This window comes from Achromobacter sp. LC458, from assembly GCF_001005835.2.
GTDB lineage: Bacteria > Pseudomonadota > Gammaproteobacteria > Burkholderiales > Burkholderiaceae_B > Achromobacter > Achromobacter spanius_B.
Map to the genome: position 1 here is coordinate 78818 of NZ_LBHW02000020.1, position 14791 is coordinate 93608.

Here is a 14791-nt window from a genome sequence, read left to right on the forward strand (position 1 = left end):
GCGTCCTAACGCAGCGGTGATGCTCTTGTCAGGCTGTCGGGTTCCAGCGCCGCCAGCGCATCCAGGAAGCGCCACGCGAATGAGCCCGGGCCTTCCGCCAGCGCGCCCGCGCGTTCGCCTGCGATGGCAAAGCAGGACAGGGCGGCAACGGCCGCGATGTACGGGTCGTCTTTGGACACGGCGGCAAAAGCGCCCACCACTGCCGTCAACGCGCAGCCCGTGGCCGTGACGCGCGGCATCAGCGGCGAGCCGCCCGTGATGTGCACCGAACGTTGGCCATCGGTGACGTAATCGGTTTCGCCCGTCACGGCCACCACGGTGCCATGGGCAGCAGCAATGGCGCGTGCCGATTGTTCTGCCTGCGCCACGGCGTCGCGCGCATCCACGCCCTTGCCGGCGCTGTGGCCGCCCGCCAACGCAATGATTTCCGACGCGTTGCCGCGCACGATAGTCGGTTGCAAGGCCAGCAATTGCCGCACGGCGTCGCGCCGGAAAGCGGTGGCGTGGTGCGCCACCGGGTCCAGCACCCACGGCACGCCGGCCTGCCGCGCCGACGCTGCTGTCAACAGCATGCTTTCCAACCAGGGCGCGGACAGCGTGCCGATGTTGATGACCACCGCCCCGGCCATGCGCGCAAACTCCGGCGCTTCTTCGGTGGCGTGCACCATGGCGGGCGATGTGCCGATTGCCAGCAGCACATTGGCCGCGATGTTCATGGACACGAAATTGGTCAGGCACTGCACCAGCGGTGCATCCTGCCGCAGCGCCGTGTACCGGTCTTGGCACGCGCGCGCCAAGTCGGCGGTGTCGAGGTCGATGGAAGATTCAGCCATGCCTAAAGGTCCTTGCTACGCGTTCCGATGGATCGGCGTATGTTCTGGTGTTGCCGGGCACGCTGTCAATCGAGTCTGGTCGCGACCGTTCGTCACCTTACTTCGCGGACGGCCAGCGTCCGCCCAGGGCGCGCGTGGCGTCGGCCGCCGCTTCCTGCACCAGCTTGGCCATTTTCTTGACGGCCGCGGGCGAATAACGTTCTTTAGGGCCAGACAAGGAAATCGCCCCGCAGATGTCGCCGTCGGGGCCGAATACCGGGCTGGCCACCGCCGCGCAGTTCGGGTCGCGTTCGCCCATGGACGTCAGCATCAGGCCGACTTCGGCGGGGGACTTGCCGTCGACCAGATACGCGGTCAGCAGCCTGCCTGCCGCTCCCTTGTCCAGCGGCAGCAGGTCGCCGACACGAATACGGTCCAGCGTGGAATGGTGCGAATCCACGCGCAGCACGCAGGCGCGTGAATTGGCATCGTGGTAGACGTGGAACGACGCGCTTTCGGTGCCCTTATCGACCAGGGCTTGCAGCAGCGGCAGGATGGTTTCGGTCAGGCGGTAGGTGGCTTCGTACGCGCGCCCCAGGTGATGCGCGTAAGGCCCCAGGGAATAGCGGCCGTCGGCGCGGCGCACCACCAGCGCCACTTTTTCAAGCGAGGCAATCAGCCGCAACAAGGTGCTTTTGTAGAACCCCGTGGCCCGGGAAAGGTCGGCAAGCGTGATGGGCTCGGTGCGTTGCGCAACGGCCCCGACGATGGTCAGGGCGCGTTCGACGGCGGCGACGCCGTCAGTGGAATTGTCCTGAGTAGGGGTGCGACTCATTGGAATGGTAGGGATGATTAGGCATGGGTTCCCGACTCCGGATCGATCACCCGGCTGATGACCGGGAAATAGCGGTTGCCATGGCCCTGGGCCAACGCGGCGCTGAACCAGTGTTCAACGTTGCGGGCGCCCAGCGCTTGTACGCCGGTTTGTTCCGCCAACGCCAGCGCGTAGCGCAGGTCTTTGCGGGCATAGTCCACGGGGAAGGCTTTTTCGGGAAATTCACCGGGCAGAATAGCCTTTAAGCCGTGGTTGCGCAACGCGAAGCTATCCGCCGAACCGCGCGTGAAAGTCTCCAGCAATACCTGCGGATCCACGCCGGAACGCCGCGCAATTGCACGCGCTTCCGACAACGCCACCACGGTTTCGAACAGCACCATATTGTTCAGGATCTTCACCACCTGGCCGCTGCCGACCGGGCCGCAATAGGTGATTTCGTTGGCGAAGGTGGACACCAGCGGCTTGACCCGCTCAAACGTCGCGGTCTCGCCGCCGATCATCACGGACAGCGTGCCGGCCTCGGCGGCGGCGCGGGTGCGGGCAACCGGGGCGTCGATGAACGTTGCGCCCTTGGCGGCAAATTCACCGGCCAGCTCGCGCGTCACATCAACGGGCGACGTGCTCAGGTCCACGATCAACTGGCCGCTGCGTGTATTGGCCAGCAAACCATCGGCGGCGCGCGCCAGCTGCGCCACGACTTCGCCGGACGGCAGCGACAGGAACACCACGTCGCAGTCGCGCATGATCTGCTGGGCCGTCGCGCTCTGGACGCCATGTGGGGCCAGACGCTGCAAGGGTGCCGCGTCGGTGTCGCAGCCCAGCACGGGCAGGCCGCCCTTGGTGGCCAGGTTGCGGCAGATGGGTTCGCCCATGACGCCCAGGCCGATGAAGCCGGCTCGTTGAAATTCAGACATGTGGATAGTCTCCGAAGAAGGGGGCCGTCGTCGCGGCCCTGGAAAGAATGCATACAGGCTCCTGCGGCCTACATGCCGAAGTAGATGCCCTTGGATTGTTGGTACAGACGCAGCCCGCTGACGCCTTTTTCGCGCCCGATGCCGCTTTGCTTGAAGCCGCCGAACGGCGTGGATATCGACAATTGCTTATACGTGTTGATCCACACGCTGCCGGCTTCCAGGCGCCTGGCCACGCGCCACGCGCGCCGGTAGTCCGCCGTCCATACGCCGGATGCCAGGCCGTAGACGCTGTCGTTGGCCTGGTCGATCAAATCGTCTTCGTCCTCGAAGGTCAGCGCGCACAGGACCGGGCCGAAGATTTCTTCGCGCACCACGTGGGCATCGCGAGACAGCCCGCCCAGGATGGTGGGCCGGTAGAACGCGCCCGCTTGCAGCGCGTCGTCGTCGGGCCGCTGCGCGCCCAGCAACACTTGCGCGCCGTCGCGCTTGGCGGATTCCACCATGCCTTCAATCTTGTCGCGATGGCCAAAGGACGCGATCGGGCCCATCTGGGCGCCGGTGGCGTCGGGCAGGTTGACATTGAGCCGTGCGGCACGCGCCACAAGTTTTTCGATAAACGCTTCTGCGATACCGCGCTGCACGTACAGCCGCGATCCGGCAACGCAGGATTGCCCGCTGCCTTCAAAAATGCCGCCGATCACGCCGTCTATCGCCGCGTCCTGGTCCGCGTCGTCAAACACGATGTGCGGGGACTTGCCACCCAGTTCCAGTGCCACGGGCATTAGCTTTTCAGCGGCGGCATGAGCGATGGCCCGACCGCTGGCGGTGCCTCCGGTGAACGACACCATGCGCACGCCCGGATGTTCCACCAGGCGACGGCCCACGGTGGCGCCCAGGCCGGTGACCACGTTGAGGATGCCAGGCGGCAAGCCGGCTTCCAGCGCGATGCGGCCCAGCGCCAGGGCGGGCGACGAGGTCACCTCCGACGGCTTGAGGATCACGGCGTTGCCGGCGGCCAGCGCGGGCGCCACCTTCTGCGCTTCCATCGTCAGCGGCGAGTTCCACGGCGTGATCGCCACGACCACGCCATACGGCTCGTAATGCGTCATGGACAGGTAGTTGCCGCGCGCCGGCGTGACTTCCGCGCCCAGCGTTTCGCACACGCCCGCGTAATAGCGGAAGGTGGCCGCCGCGCTGGCGACCTGCGTCTTGCATTCCGCCCAGACCTTGCCGTTTTCAATCATCTGCAAGCGTGCCAGCAGTTCCGAATGCTGTTCGATGCCATCGGCGATGCGGCGCAGGATCGCGGCGCGCTGGTGCGGCAGCATGTCGCGCCAGGCAGCCTGGCGCACTGCCTTCCAGGCGGTATCCACGGCCTGGTCAACCTGCGCGTCCGACGCGGCGCTGACCAAGTAGTTCTGCACGCCCGTGGCCGGGTTGGTGGACGCGAATGCCGCCTCTTGCCGGGCGATCCATTCACCGCCGATCAGCATGGATTTAAGGGTTTCCGATGATTCGGACATGACGTGATGTTCCTCTCTTGATGGGATTTTCCGGCGCGTCCGATGGCGGCCGGTATGCATTTATTCGTTGACAGTCACTGGCCGAAAAAATATAAAATAGAATAAGCGTTCTGTCCACAGGAACGGTAAGAATAAACAAACCGTCATTCAAAGACAAGAGGAGACAACTCGATGCACCGCAATGTCTTGTGCGCGCTGGCATGTGCCACGGCGCTGTTCGCGGGAACGGCGCAGGCCGATTCCTACCCTTCAAAACCCGTGTCGATGATCGTGCCGTATCCGGCCGGCGGCGCCACCGATGTGGTGGCGCGCGCCGTCGCTGAAAAGCTGACGCAGTCGTGGGGCCAGTCCGTCATCGTTGAAAACCGCGCGGGCGCCGGCACCACCATCGGCGCCAGTTCGGTGGCGCGGGCGCCGGGCGATGGCTACACGCTGTTCATGACCACGTCTGCCCACACGATCAGCGGCCATCTGTACAGCAAGCTGAACTACGACCCGGTCAAGGACTTTGCCCCCATCACGCTGGTCACCAAGGTGCCGCTGGTGCTGGTGGTCAACCCCGCCATCCCGGCCAAGACTTTGCAGGAATTTTTGGCCTACCTGAAGCAGAACAGCGGCTCGGTCAACTTTGCGTCTCCGGGCAACGGCACCGCGCAGCACCTTAGCGGTGAGCTGTTCAAGATCGCCACGCAGTCCAGCATCACGCACGTGCCTTATCGGGGTGACGCGCCGGCCTTCACGGACCTGGCGGGCGGGCAGGTGCAGATGATGCTGGCCACGATTACGTCGGCGCTGCCCTTGATTGAATCCGGCAAGCTGCGCGCGCTGGCCGTGGCCAACGGCACGCGCGTGCAGGCGCTGCGCAATGTGCCGACCTTTGCCGAAGCCGGCATGCCCGGCTTCGAGGCCGCAACGTGGTTCGGGCTGCTGGCCCCCGCATCGCTGCCACCGGCGCAGGCGCAACGCATCTACGAGGACGTGTCCAAGATCGTGGCCACGCCCGCGATGCAGGCGCGCATCGAGAGCCTGGGCGGCGAAGTGGTCAACAGCACCCCGCAGGCGTTCGCCGCGTTCATGTCCAGCGAGCAGGACAAGTGGGGCCGCGCGGTCAAGGCGTCCGGCGCCGTCGCCGCGCAGTAATCACAACGCCAGGCACATAGCCAGGCACAGCAACGGCCCGGAGCCGCGCGCCGATGCAGCGCAAGGCACGGGTTCAGGCAACCACGGAGGAGACACATCATGACAGTTTCAAAATGGCTGGCAGCAAGCGTGTTCGTGTTGTCAACGGCAGCGCCCCTTGCGGCAAGCGCTGCCGACTACCCCAGTGCACCGGTGAAGTTCGTGGTGGGCTTCAGCCCCGGCAGCACTATCGACACGGTGGCGCGCATCGTCGGCGAGGCGCTGTCCGCGCGGATGAAGCAGACCTTCGTCGTGGACAACAAGACGGGCGCCAACGGCATGATTGCGGCACGCGCCGTCGCGCAGGCCAAGGCGGACGGCTACACCATCCTGGTCAGCAATTCCAGTTCGATCACCGTCAATCCCTTGCTCTACAAGGATCTGCAATACGACCCCTTGAAGGATTTTGCCCCGGTCACCACGGTGATGTCGGTGCCCTTCATCCTGACCATCAACGCCGAGAACCCCCGCGTGGCGGGTGTGACCGACGTCAAATCGCTGGTGGCGCTGGCCAAGCGCAATCCCAATACGGTCAGCTATGGCTCGGCCGGCAACGGCAACCTGATGCATCTGGCGGGCGCGCAGCTTGCCGCCATGTCCAACGTGCAAATGCTGCACGTGCCGTACCGGGGCGCCGCGCCGATGGAAGCCGGGCTGCTGTCCAAAGAGGTCGACTTCGGCTTTGACACCTTGTCCGGCGTACCGCTTATCAAGTCGGGCAAGTTGCGTGCGCTGGCGGTGTCGTCCGCCGACCGCTGGCACGACCTGCCGGACGTGCCCGCCGTGTCCGAGCTGGGCTACCCCGGGTTCGACATCTCGTTCTGGGTCGGCATCTTTGCGCCCGCGGGCACGCCGCAGACGGTGGTGGACCGGCTCAATCGGGAAATCGCAGCGGTAACCCAGGACCCCGAGGTGCGCGCACGGCTGGCGGCGCAGGGCAATCCGCTGACGCAGTCGCCGCAGGCTTTCCGCCAGAAGATCGCAGAAGAACTTACGCAAAACGAAGCGCTGATCAAGCGCGCCAACATCAAGATCGATTGACCGGGCGGCAACCGCCGCATCGGCAACGGGCAGGGAGGAGCACACGTGTCCTGGGACAAAGAACTGCAAGAACTAGCGCTGCGCAAAGAACTGGCGCAGCGCATGGGGGGCGAGGCCAAGGTGCGCCGGCATCGAGAGGGCGGCAAGCTGCCGGTGCGCGAACGCATTGCGCACATGGTCGATGCGGGATCGTTTCGCGAGGTGGGCGCGCTGGCGGGCAGCGGGGAATACGATGCCGAAGGTCGCTTGACGGATCTGACGCCGTCGAACCTGCTGATCGGCCGCGCCAAGGTCGACGGCCGGCCTGTGGTGGTGGCGGCCGACGACTTCACGGTGCGTGGCGGCGCCAACGACGGCGCGGTGGGCGATAAGCTGGTCGAGGCCGAACGCATGGCGCACGACCTTAGGCTGCCGCTATTGCGGCTGGTGGATGGCACGGGCGGCGGCGGGTCGGTGCGCAATATCGAAATCAAGGGCCACACCTTGCTGCCCAAGCTGCGCATGTGGCCGTTGATGGCACAGAACCTGGCCACCGTGCCCGTGGTGTCGCTGGCCCTGGGGTCGGTGGCGGGCCTGGGCGCCGCTCGCGTGGCTGCCAGCCATTACGCCATCATGGTGCGCGAGACCTCGCAGCTGTTCATCGCCGGCCCGCCGGTCGTGGCGCGCATCGGCCAGACGCTGGACAAGAATGAACTGGGCGGCAGCGACATCCATACCCGCAACGGCGTGGTGGACGACGAAGCTGATTCGGAAGCCGACGCCTTTGCCATGGCGCGGCGCTTCCTTTCTTATCTGCCGCGTTCGGTGCATGAATTGCCGCCCCGCGAGACCGGCACCGCCGTCGCGTCGGCTGACCAGGATTGGCTGCGCAAGGCCATCCCCGCCGATCCGCGTGCCGTCTACAAGATGCGACCCATCGTGTCGGCCTTGATGGACGAAGGCTCGTTCATGGAGATCGGCAGGCGCTGGGGCAAGGCGGTCATCACGGGGCTGGCGCGCATCGACGGCTGGCCGGTGGCGGTGTTTGCCAGCGACCCCTATCACTACGGCGGCGGCTGGGACGGCCCGGCCGCCGAGAAGTTCACGCGCTTGCTCGACCTGGCCGAAACGTTTCACTTGCCGGTCGTGAACCTGGTGGATGTGCCCGGCTTTCAGATCGGCCTGAACGCCGAGAAGGCCGGCGCCATGCGCTACGGCGTGCGCGCGCTGACGGCGGTGGCGCAGTCCACCGTGCCCTGGTGCTCGATCATTGTGCGCAAGGCCTTTGGCGTGGCGGGCGGCGGCCACCAAAGCGCGGGCCGCTTCAATTTCCGCTATGCGTGGCCGTCTGCCCAATGGGGATCGTTGCCGGTCGAAGGCGGCCTGGAAGTAGCCTACAAGGCCGAGATCGAAGCCGCCGCCGACCCCCAAGCCAAGATGCGTGAAATTGAAGCGCGCGTGCGCGGCCTGACCTCTCCGTTTCGCAGCGCCGAAGTTTTCGTCGTGGAAGACATCATCGACCCGGCCACCACGCGGCAGGTGCTGGAAGAGTTCGTGGAAGTGGTTGCGCCGCTGCGCGAACCCGGCCCGCGCGCCTTTGGGTATCGGCCATGACGGCGGGCTTGGAGCGCAATATGAAAAGAGTCATCGTCGCCAACCGGGGCGCTGTCGCCCGACGGGTCATCCGAGGGTTGCGCGCGCTTGGCCTGGAATCGGTTGCCGTGTATTCCGAGGCGGATCGCGATCTTCCTTATCTGCGTGAAGCGGACGTGGCCGTTCCCATCGGACCGGCGCCCGCCGCGCAAAGCTATCTGAACCGCGACACGCTGCTGCGCGTGGCGCGCGAGACGGGCGCCGATGCATTGCATCCCGGTTATGGCTTCCTGTCCGAGAACGCGGACTTTGCCCAGGCGGTGGAATCGGCCGGCATGATCTTCGTCGGCCCGTCGCCGCGCTGGATACGAATGCTGGGGCACAAGACGCGGGCGCGCGATGCGATGCGGGCGCTTGGCATGCCGATGGCCGCCAGTAGCGCCGTGTTGGGCGCCGACCTTGACGCTGTGCGCCATGCCGCCCAGGACCTGGGCTACCCGGTGCTGATCAAGCCGGCCTCGGGTGGCGGCGGCATCGGCATGATTCCGCTGCACGGCCCGCAGGAGGTGGAACCCGAATGGGCGCGGGCGCGGCAGATCGCCGAGCGCAGCTTTGGCGGATCGGACCTGTATCTGGAAAAGCTGCTGGTCAACCCGCGCCATGTGGAATTCCAGTTCCTGGCGGACCGCCATGGGCAAGTGCGCTGCCTGTATGAACGCGACTGCTCTACGCAGCGGCGGCACCAGAAGGTATTGGAAGAGGCGCCCGCGCCGGGGCTGGACCGAGACTTGGTGGCCGACATGGCCGCAAAGCTGGAAGGCATGTTGTCAACGTTGGGCTACGACGTGATTGGCACCGTTGAAATGCTGTACACGCCCGAGTCCGGCTTTTCGTTCCTGGAAATCAACACCCGCCTGCAAGTTGAACACGCCGTGACGGAAGCGGTTACGGGCATCGACATCGTGGCCGCTCAACTGAGGCTGGCGGCGGGCGAACGGATGGGCAGCGTGTTGGCGCGGGTGCCGCCTTTGCAAGGGCATGCGCTGGAGGCGCGCGTCTACGCGGAAGATCCTGTGCGTTTTCTGCCGTCCCCCGGTGTGCTGCAAGTCTTTGCGCCGCCCGTGCTGCCCGGCGTGCGCGTGGAGACGGGCTACGCCGAAGGTTGCCGCGTGTCCAGCCATTACGACCCGATGCTGGCCAAGGTGATCGCGCATGCCGCGACGCGCGACGAGGCGTTGCTGTTGTTAAAGCAGGCGCTGACGCAGTTTCGGGTGGACGGCGTCAAGACCAACATTCCCTTCATGTTGCGCGTGCTGGACGACGAGGGCTTTGGCGCGGGCCAGGTGTCCACCGGCATGGTGGCCCGCATTCTGGACGCGACGCGCGCGGCGCAGGCGGCGTGAATAGCTAATCAGCAGCCAGGCGTTGACCGCCTTGGCATCGTGGACTGAACCGAAGTATCCAAGGAGACAACAATGTTCAAAGTAGAAACCCCCGTTGTGGGCCGAGTGGTTGCCGTCAGTGTGCGTCCGGGCCAGCGTGTCGACGCTGGCGATAGCGTCATCAAGGTCGAGTCGATGAAGATGGAAATCCCCGTCGAAGCCGAACGCGCCGGGGTCGTGGCGCGTGTGCTGGTGGGCGAAGGCGACGAGGTGGACGAAGGCCAGGTAGTGGTCGAGCTGGAGTAACGCCGCCATGCTGATCCATACGGAACGAACCGAGGCGGGCCGGGTCGCGATGCTGCGGTTGCGCAACCCGCCGGTCAATAGCTTGAGCGCGGCCTTGCGCAGCGAACTGCAAGCGAGCATCAAGGACGCGCTACAGGACCCGGAAGTTCGCGCACTGGTCTTGATCGGGGACGGCGGCTTCTTTTGTTGCGGGGCCGAGATCCGCGAATTCAATACCCCTATGTCGACGCGCGAACCGACACTGCGGTCCCTGATCGCGTTGATCGAAGGCGCATCCAAACCCATCGTTGCGGCAATACATGGCGCCGCCTTGGGCGGTGGGCTGGAGCTGGCGCTGGGTTGTCATTACCGGATCGCGCTGCAAGGCGCGTCGCTGGGTCTGCCCGAGGTGAAGCTGGGCGTGCTGCCCGGCGCGGGCGGCACGCAGCGGCTGCCCAGACTCGTCGGCGTCGAGCGCGCGCTGACGATGATTGCGCAGGGCGACCCCATCGACACCGCAACCGGCCTGGACTGGGGCCTGCTTGATGCGGTCGTGGCCGACAATCTGCCCGAACGCGCCGCTGCCTATGCGCGGGCGAAGGCCGACGCGCCACTGGCCGGGCGCAACGTGGGCGCGCGGCAGGTGCCCGCGCCGCAAGATTCGGGCGTGTACGAGCGTGCCCGCGAACAGGCCGCCCGCCGTTATCGTGGCTGCGTGGCGCCGCTGGCGTGCATCGATTGCGTGAAAGCCGCCACCCACGGCACGCTGGAAGACGGCCTGGCGTTTGAACGCGCGCACTTTCTGGACCTCGTCAACGGCAGCCAGTCCAAGGCGCAGCGTCACCTGTTCTTTGCCGAACGCGCCGCCGTCAAATTGCCGAAGGAGTGGACGGCCACAGCCGGCATCACGACCGTGGGCGTGGTCGGCGCGGGCACGATGGGCGGCGGTATCGCGATGAGCCTGGCCAACGCCGGGCTGGCCGTCGTGCTGGTCGAACGCGATGCGCAGGCGCTGGAACGCGGCTGGTCGGCCATCCGCAAGAACTACGCCGCGACGGCGGCGAAGGGCAAGCTGACGGCGGCGCAGGTGGACGAACGGCAGGCGCGCATCCGCCCGTCACTGGATATGGACGATCTGCGCGATGTCGATCTGGTGATCGAAGCCGCGTTCGAGGACATGGACGTCAAGCGACAGATCTTCACCGCGCTGGACGCGGTGTGCAAGCCGTTGGCGATTCTGGCCTCGAACACGTCGCGTCTGGATATCGACAAGATCGCCGGCTTTACGCGTCGGCCCGCCCAGGTGTTAGGCATGCACTTCTTCAGCCCGGCCCACGTCATGCGCTTGCTGGAAGTGGTCAAGGGTGGCCAGACGGATGGCAACGTCATCGCCTCGGTGTTCCAGCTGGCGCGCCGCATGGACAAGTTGCCGGTGCTGGTGGGCGTATGCGACGGATTCGTCGGCAACCGCATGGTCAGCCCTTACACGCGCGAGGCGCATTTTCTGCTGGAAGAGGGTGCGTCGCCGTCGCAGGTGGACGGCGCCTTGCAGCGTTTTGGGCTGGCCATGGGGCCGCTGCGCATGGCGGACATGGCGGGTCTGGACATCAGCTGGGCGTTTCGCAAGCGCACCGCATCGACCCGGCCGGCGCACCTGCGCTATTCGCGCGTGGCCGACAGCCTGTGCGAACAAGGGCGCTTTGGGCAGAAGACGGGCGCCGGCTTTTATCGCTACGCAGCGGGCAGCCGTGAGCCGTTGGAAGACGCGCGGGTGTTGGCGTTGATCGAGGCATGCGCGCGCCAGGACGGCATCGTGCGACGCGACATCACCGACGAGGAAATCGTGCAGCGCACGATGTGCGCGCTGGTGAACGAAGGCGCGCGCATCCTGGAAGAGGGCATCGCCCGCCGCGCGTCGGATATCGACGTCATCTACGTCAACGGCTACGGCTTTCCGGCGCATCGGGGCGGCCCGCTGTTTTATGCCGACCAGCAAGGCCTGCCGAATGTGCTGGCCACGATCCGGCGCTTTCACGATCAACACGGCGAGCTTTGGCAGCCCGCCCCGTTATTGGAACGCCTGGTGGCGCAGGGCAAGCGCTTTGCGGACTTGTAAATCGTTGGCCCGCCGCGCCGTGACATCGGGCGCGGCGACTCAGAACAAATAGAAGGAGACAGCAATGCATACGGAACAAGCCGAGGCCCTGTCGCGGGGGCCACAGGAACAGTACTTTGCCGCGTTGGCCAAAGGCCGTTTTCAAATTCAACGTTGCAGGGCATGCGAGCGGCATCAGTTCTTTCCCCGCACACTGTGCATGCACTGCGGCGCGACGGACCTGGCGTGGATCGAGCCCGCGGGCACCGGCACGGTCTATTCGTTCAGCATCGTGCGGCGCAAGGCGGAAGCGGGCGGCGACTACAACGTGGCGCTGATCGATCTGGACGAGGGCGCGCGCATGATGAGCCGGGTGGACGGCGTGCCGTTGGAACGGCTGCGGATCGGCATGCCGGTCAAGGCGCGGGTGTTGTTGGATGCGGCCGAGCCGCTGGTGGTGTTCGAGCCTGTGGAGGCCGCATGATGACGCTGGAATCACTGCGCGGCCGGGTCGCCATTGCCGGGGTCGGGCACGCGGGCCTGGGCGAAGCGCACGGCTACACCGAAATGGAAGTGCTGGCCCAGGCCGCGTCGCGGGCAGTGGCCGATGCCGGGCTGACCATGAAGGATATCGACGGGCTGGCCACATGCAGTTCATCGGCCACGATGTGGAGCATGCCCGTTGCCGAATACCTGGGCCTGCGTCCTCGGTATATCGAAGCCACGATGCTGGGTGGGTCCAGCTTTGTCTCGCACCTGCTGCCCTCGGTGATGGCATTGGCGTCCGGGCAATGCAATGCGGTGCTGGTTTGCTATGGCAGCACGCAAAAGACCGCCACGTTCGGCCGCAAGGAAGGCATCAAGGCGCGTACGTTGCTGGACCCCCAACCATTCGAACATCCGTATTCGCCGCTACAGCCCGTGACGTCCTACGCGTTGGCCGCCGCCCGCCACATGCATCAATACGGCACAACCCGCGAACAGCTGGCCGAAGTGGCCGTCGCGGCGCGCGCTTGGGCGGCGCTGAACCCCGAGGCCGCGATGCGCGACCCCTTATCGATCGAGGACGTGCTGAGTTCGCGCCCGGTCTCGGATCCATTGACGGTGCGCGACTGCTGCCTGGTCAGCGACGGTGGCGGCGCCTACGTGATGGTGCGCGCCGACCGCGCCCGCCAGCTGCCGCAGCCTCCCGTGTACGTGCTGGGCAGCGCCACGGCGGTGTGGAACCGGCAGATTTCCTCCATGGAAGACCTGACCGTGACGGCGGCGGCGGAATCCGGCAAGCGCGCGCTGGCCATGGCTGGTTTGAACGTGGCGGACGTGGACGTGGCCGAGCTTTATGACGCCTTCACGATCAACACGCTGCTGTTTCTGGAAGACCTGGGCTTTTGCAAAAAGGGCGAAGGCGGCGCCTTTGTGCAGGGCGGCGGCATTGCGCCCGGTGGGCGTCTGCCGGTGAACACGAACGGCGGCGGCTTGTCGTGCGTGCATCCCGGCATGTACGGCATTTTCCTGGTGATAGAAGCCGTGCGTCAGCTGCGGGCGCAGGCGGGCGAACGCCAGGTGCCCGGCGCGGATATTGCGCTGGTACACGGCAACGGCGGCACATTGTCCAGCCAGTCCACCGCCATCCTTGGCGGCCCGTCCACGCGCTGACGCCGGCCTTGCGCCTTTCTTAGAAAAGGGATTTTCATGCTGGACAAAACAGTCGATACGCTGGCCGCCGCGGTGGCCGGCGTGCAAGACGGCGCGGTGATTCTGATCGGCGGCTTTGGCGCCTCGGGCGTACCGACCGAACTGGTTTGCGCGCTGCTTGACCAAGGCGCGCGCGACCTGACCATCGTCAATAACAACGCCGGCAATGGCGAACGTGGCCTGAGCCAATTGGTGCGAGCAGGCCGGGTGCGCAAGATGGTCTGCTCGTTTGCGCGTTCGTCGGATCGCAAGAACCCAAATGCCGCCGCCTTCGCCGAGGCCTATCACGCGGGAAAAATCGAGCTGGAATGCGTGCCGCAGGGCACGATGGCCGAGCGCATGCGCGCGGCGGGCGCGGGGCTGGGGCCGTTTTTCACGCCGACCGCCTTTGGCACGCCCTTGGCGAAAGGCAAGGAGACGCGCGTGATAGACGGCGTTGGGTACGTGCTGGAAGCCCCGTTGAAGGGCGACTTTGCTTTCGTCAAGGCGCGCACGGCAGACCGCTGGGGCAATCTGGTGTACCGCTATGCCGGGCGCAATTTCGCGCCGGTGATGTGCATGGCGGCCACCACCACGGTGGCGCAGGTGGACAGCATCGTGGAGCTGGGCGCCATCCCGCCCGAACACGTCATGACGCCGGGAATTTTCGTTAAACGAGTGGTGCAGGTGGAGCGCGATCATGGAATATGAAAAGCTGAATCGACGCCAGATTGCACGCTTGGTGGCCCAGGACATTCCGGATGGCGCCTATGTGAACCTGGGCATCGGCATACCGACGCTGGTATCGGCCTTTTTACCGGCCGACCGCGATGTGATCCTGCACACCGAAAACGGCATCGTCGGCATGGGGCCGGGCGATCCCGACGCGCCGCTGGACCTGGACCTGATCAACGCCAGCAAAGAAGCGGTCACCTTGTTGCCGGGCGCATCCATTACCGACCACGTGGTGTCGTTCGCCATGATGCGCGGCGGCCATCTGGACCTGACGGTGCTGGGCGCATTCCAGGTGTCCGCGCGCGGCGACCTGGCCAACTGGGACACCGGTGCGCTGGGCACGATTCCGGCCGTGGGCGGCGCGATGGACCTGGTGGCCGGCGCGCGCCAGGTCTACATCACGATGGACCACGTGACCAAGGATGGGCGGCCCAAGATCGTGCGCGAATGCACTTATCCACTGACTGGTGCGGGCGTGGTCGACCGCATCTATTCTGATCTGGCCATCATCGATGTGCTGCCGGATGGCATGCGAGTGATCGCGATGGTGGCGGGGCTGCGGTTTGACGCCTTGCAGGACCTGACGGATTGCCCGCTGACGCTGGCGGACGATTGGCGGGTGTTGTCGCCTGAATAGCCTTCGGCTCGTACTTCCCCGTGTTGACAGGGGAAGTTTTCGATACTTAGAATGTTCTTATAGAAAGAATATACGTTCTGCACATAAGAACAACATAAGCGGGAAGA

Annotated in this window: 14 protein-coding genes; 10 read left to right on the top strand and 4 right to left on the bottom strand. The window is 65.6% G+C overall.

Annotated elements, in window-relative coordinates; all coding sequences use genetic code 11:
* Window positions 1-5 precede the first annotated feature (5 nt).
* From thiM to YH64_RS17710, 4 genes are all read right to left on the bottom strand, one after another.
* A complete protein-coding gene (thiM, locus tag YH64_RS17695) occupies window positions 6-833 on the bottom strand; it encodes a hydroxyethylthiazole kinase (RefSeq protein WP_082134540.1) in 828 nt (275 codons plus the stop codon).
* Window positions 834-930: 97 nt separating this feature from the next.
* Entirely contained in the window at window positions 931-1647 is a 717-nt protein-coding gene (locus YH64_RS17700) for an IclR family transcriptional regulator (RefSeq protein ID WP_046805764.1), read from the bottom strand.
* Window positions 1648-1664: 17 nt separating this feature from the next.
* Window positions 1665-2561 carry an NAD(P)-dependent oxidoreductase gene (locus YH64_RS17705; protein ID WP_046805763.1) on the bottom strand — a complete coding sequence of 299 codons (897 nt, stop codon included), beginning with the start codon at window positions 2559-2561 and terminating at the stop codon, window positions 1665-1667.
* A 68-nt stretch (window positions 2562-2629) separates the two neighbouring features.
* Window positions 2630-4084, bottom strand: a complete 1455-nt coding sequence (locus YH64_RS17710) for an aldehyde dehydrogenase (RefSeq protein ID WP_046805762.1) — start codon at window positions 4082-4084, stop codon at window positions 2630-2632.
* Between the two features lie 171 nt (window positions 4085-4255).
* On the opposite strand from YH64_RS17710, the gene YH64_RS17715 reads away from it, so the two are divergent.
* From YH64_RS17715 to YH64_RS17760, 10 genes are all read left to right on the top strand, one after another.
* A complete protein-coding gene (locus tag YH64_RS17715; protein ID WP_046805761.1) occupies window positions 4256-5224 on the top strand; it encodes a tripartite tricarboxylate transporter substrate binding protein in 969 nt (322 codons plus the stop codon).
* A gap of 99 nt (window positions 5225-5323) precedes the next feature.
* Window positions 5324-6304 carry a tripartite tricarboxylate transporter substrate binding protein gene (locus YH64_RS17720; RefSeq protein WP_120156143.1) on the top strand — a complete coding sequence of 327 codons (981 nt, stop codon included), beginning with the start codon at window positions 5324-5326 and terminating at the stop codon, window positions 6302-6304.
* Between the two features lie 45 nt (window positions 6305-6349).
* Complete coding sequence (locus YH64_RS17725) at window positions 6350-7897, top strand: acyl-CoA carboxylase subunit beta (protein ID WP_046805827.1); 1548 nt, start codon at window positions 6350-6352, stop codon at window positions 7895-7897.
* A gap of 20 nt (window positions 7898-7917) precedes the next feature.
* Window positions 7918-9279, top strand: coding sequence for an acetyl/propionyl/methylcrotonyl-CoA carboxylase subunit alpha (locus YH64_RS17730; RefSeq protein ID WP_046805760.1), 1362 nt, complete (start codon window positions 7918-7920; stop codon window positions 9277-9279).
* A gap of 72 nt (window positions 9280-9351) precedes the next feature.
* Window positions 9352-9564 carry a biotin/lipoyl-containing protein gene (locus YH64_RS17735; RefSeq protein WP_046805759.1) on the top strand — a complete coding sequence of 71 codons (213 nt, stop codon included), beginning with the start codon at window positions 9352-9354 and terminating at the stop codon, window positions 9562-9564.
* Between the two features lie 7 nt (window positions 9565-9571).
* The gene (locus YH64_RS17740; protein ID WP_046805758.1) at window positions 9572-11659 is read left to right on the top strand and encodes a 3-hydroxyacyl-CoA dehydrogenase NAD-binding domain-containing protein; all 2088 of its coding nucleotides are present in this window, start codon (window positions 9572-9574) and stop codon (window positions 11657-11659) included.
* A gap of 64 nt (window positions 11660-11723) precedes the next feature.
* Entirely contained in the window at window positions 11724-12122 is a 399-nt protein-coding gene (locus YH64_RS17745; protein ID WP_046805757.1) for a Zn-ribbon domain-containing OB-fold protein, read from the top strand.
* A complete protein-coding gene (locus YH64_RS17750) occupies window positions 12122-13294 on the top strand; it encodes a thiolase (protein WP_046805826.1) in 1173 nt (390 codons plus the stop codon). The genes YH64_RS17745 and YH64_RS17750 overlap by 1 nt, the downstream gene beginning before the upstream one ends.
* 36 nt (window positions 13295-13330) lie before the next feature.
* Window positions 13331-14023 (top strand): 3-oxoacid CoA-transferase subunit A, encoded by a 693-nt coding sequence (locus YH64_RS17755; RefSeq protein ID WP_046805756.1) that lies wholly within the window; start codon window positions 13331-13333, stop codon window positions 14021-14023.
* Window positions 14013-14684, top strand: a complete 672-nt coding sequence (locus YH64_RS17760) for a 3-oxoacid CoA-transferase subunit B (RefSeq protein WP_046805755.1) — start codon at window positions 14013-14015, stop codon at window positions 14682-14684. Before YH64_RS17755 ends, YH64_RS17760 begins: the two co-directional genes overlap by 11 nt.
* Window positions 14685-14791: the final 107 nt, after the last annotated feature.

What these genes read in the sequence shown, in the direction of transcription:
- thiM (WP_082134540.1), bottom strand. Translation starts at nt 833, where the DNA reads ATGGCTGAATCTTCCATCGACCTCGACACCGCCGACTTGGCGCGCGCG.
- YH64_RS17700 (WP_046805764.1), bottom strand. Translation starts at nt 1,647, where the DNA reads ATGAGTCGCACCCCTACTCAGGACAATTCCACTGACGGCGTCGCCGCC.
- YH64_RS17705 (WP_046805763.1), bottom strand. Translation starts at nt 2,561, where the DNA reads ATGTCTGAATTTCAACGAGCCGGCTTCATCGGCCTGGGCGTCATGGGC.
- YH64_RS17710 (WP_046805762.1), bottom strand. Translation starts at nt 4,084, where the DNA reads ATGTCCGAATCATCGGAAACCCTTAAATCCATGCTGATCGGCGGTGAA.
- YH64_RS17715 (WP_046805761.1), top strand. Translation starts at nt 4,256, where the DNA reads ATGCACCGCAATGTCTTGTGCGCGCTGGCATGTGCCACGGCGCTGTTC.
- YH64_RS17720 (WP_120156143.1), top strand. Translation starts at nt 5,324, where the DNA reads ATGACAGTTTCAAAATGGCTGGCAGCAAGCGTGTTCGTGTTGTCAACG.
- YH64_RS17730 (WP_046805760.1), top strand. Translation starts at nt 7,918, where the DNA reads ATGAAAAGAGTCATCGTCGCCAACCGGGGCGCTGTCGCCCGACGGGTC.
- YH64_RS17735 (WP_046805759.1), top strand. Translation starts at nt 9,352, where the DNA reads ATGTTCAAAGTAGAAACCCCCGTTGTGGGCCGAGTGGTTGCCGTCAGT.
- YH64_RS17740 (WP_046805758.1), top strand. Translation starts at nt 9,572, where the DNA reads ATGCTGATCCATACGGAACGAACCGAGGCGGGCCGGGTCGCGATGCTG.
- YH64_RS17745 (WP_046805757.1), top strand. Translation starts at nt 11,724, where the DNA reads ATGCATACGGAACAAGCCGAGGCCCTGTCGCGGGGGCCACAGGAACAG.
- YH64_RS17750 (WP_046805826.1), top strand. Translation starts at nt 12,122, where the DNA reads ATGACGCTGGAATCACTGCGCGGCCGGGTCGCCATTGCCGGGGTCGGG.
- YH64_RS17755 (WP_046805756.1), top strand. Translation starts at nt 13,331, where the DNA reads ATGCTGGACAAAACAGTCGATACGCTGGCCGCCGCGGTGGCCGGCGTG.
- YH64_RS17760 (WP_046805755.1), top strand. Translation starts at nt 14,013, where the DNA reads ATGGAATATGAAAAGCTGAATCGACGCCAGATTGCACGCTTGGTGGCC.